General features: G+C 71.8%; 2 protein-coding genes and 1 tRNA gene. All 3 read left to right on the top strand.

Annotation, left to right across the window (positions count from 1 at the left end; genetic code table 11):
* The first annotated feature begins 102 nt into the window (after window positions 1–102).
* A tRNA-Val gene (locus tag BGO15_RS10630) sits at window positions 103–175 on the top strand.
* 1 nt (window position 176) lies between these two features.
* The gene (locus BGO15_RS10625) at window positions 177–908 is read left to right on the top strand and encodes a zinc ribbon domain-containing protein (RefSeq protein ID WP_286748250.1); all 732 of its coding nucleotides are present in this window, start codon (window positions 177–179) and stop codon (window positions 906–908) included.
* 19 nt (window positions 909–927) lie between these two features.
* On the top strand, window positions 928–1,946 hold a 1,019-nt coding region (locus BGO15_RS10620), incomplete at its 3' end, for a bifunctional 3'-5' exonuclease/DNA polymerase (protein ID WP_286748248.1).

Raw genomic sequence — 1,946 nt, 5'->3', positions numbered from 1 at the left:
CCCCGAGCGTGCGGACGCACATCCGGAGTCGGCGCCGTCGGACGGTCCGGCTCGGAAAGGGTGCGGTCCCCGATGGAGCCCCTCTCGTAGACTGGCGACGAGGGCCCTTTAGCTCAGCTGGTAGAGCACCACGTTTACACCGTGGGTGTCGTCGGTTCGAACCCGGCAGGGGCCACGTGAACGCATCCCCCGCAGACCAGCTTCGACTCCTCGACGTCGCCGACCTCGACACGCGCATCCGTCAGGCGGACCACGCGAGGAAGAACCCCGCCCAGGCGGCGCGCGTGCGCGAACTGGCAGCGCGCCGACAGGAACTGTCGCAGGAGCTCACGATCCGGCTCGGCCTTCGAGACGACCTGCGCATCGAGCTCAGCCGGATCGAGTCGGACGTCGCGGTCGTCGATGCGCGCCGCGACCGTGACGCGGACCGCCTGCGCACCGTCTCCAACGCGAAGGACGCGCAAGGACTCGAGAGCGAACTGGCCTCGCTCGCGAGGCGTAAGAGCGATCTCGAGGACGGCGAACTCGAAGTCATGGAGAAGCTCGAACAGGCAGAGGCGGCGATCGCCGAGCAGGAGGCGCTGATCGCCGATGTCAATGAGGAGGGTGGACGCCTCTCGGCCGACGCGAAGTCCGACGTGGCCGACGCGACGGCGCGCTTCGAATCGGCGACGCGTGACCGCGCGGCCGTGGCCGGCGCGATCCCGGCCGACCTGCTCTCCCTCTACGACCGGCTCGCGCTGCGCAGCGCCGGTGCCGCGCTCCTGCGGCGCCAGACGTGCGAGGGATGCCGCATGGTGCTGTCCGGGACCGATCTGCAGCGCATCCGCCAGGCGGCGGATGACGCCATCGTGAACTGCCCCGAGTGCGGCTGCATCCTGGTGCGCACGGAGGAGTCGGGACTGTGACTCGCCGCATCCCGCCGCGATGACGAGCTCCCCTCCGGCGTGGATCGTCCTCGGCAGGAGTCCGGACGGACTGGTGAGCGTTGCGCTGGATGCGGACGGAGCGGAGATCGAGCGGCGCTCGTTCGATGACGACGCGCTGCCGGGAGAGATCCGGCGCGTCGAGGACGCCGGTGGGCCGGGCCCGCGGTGGGTCTGGAGCGACACGCCGGAATGGTACGAACGCCTGCTCGACGAGGGGGTGCGCGTGGCGCGCTGCCACGATCTCCGGCTCTGCCATGCGATCCTGCGCGACTCCCGCCTCGTCGCGGATGCGGCGGACCTCCGCGCTGCGACGGCATGGGATGCGGCGGCGTCGGTCGAAGCGGGACGCGACGATCAAGCCCTGTTCGCGCTCGAGGACGAGTCACCGGCGCGGCCAGCCGGTCCGCCGTCGTCGGTGGCGGCGGCGCTCGAGGAGGTCGCCCGCCAGCGCGAGGCTATCCGCGCCGCCGCAGATCCCGGCCGACTGCGCCTGCTCTGCTCCGCCGAGTCGGCAGGCGCCCTCATCGCGTCGGAGCTGCGGCACGCGGGCCTGCCCTGGGATGCGGCTGTCCACGACCGCATCCTGGTGGACATCCTGGGGGAGCGCCCGCGCGGCACGGGGGCTCCCGCCCGCATCGACGAGCTCGCCAAGAGGGTGCGGCGGGAACTCGACGATCCGACCGCCAACCTGGACTCGCAGCCGAAGCTCCTGCAGGCCCTGCATCGCGCAGGCGTCATGGTCCACTCGACCAGCCGGTGGGAGCTGGGCGAGCACGAGCACCCGGTCATCGAACCCCTGATCGAGTACCGACGCCTCTCGCGTCTCCTCAGCGCCAACGGGTGGAATTGGCTGTCGGAGTGGGTCCACGATGGGCGGTTCCGCCCCGTGTACGTGCCGGCGGGGGTCGTCACGGGCAGGTGGGCGTCATCCGGGGGCGGTGCCCTCCAGATCCCGCGCCAGCTGCGCGGCGCCGTGCGCGCCGACCCGGGCTGGGCATTCGTGGTCGCCGATGTCGC

Origin of the sequence: Microbacterium sp. 71-23 (assembly GCF_001897265.1) — a bacterium.
In the GTDB taxonomy this organism is placed as follows: domain Bacteria; phylum Actinomycetota; class Actinomycetes; order Actinomycetales; family Microbacteriaceae; genus Microbacterium; species Microbacterium ginsengisoli.
This window is presented reverse-complemented; position numbering and strand designations above follow the sequence as displayed.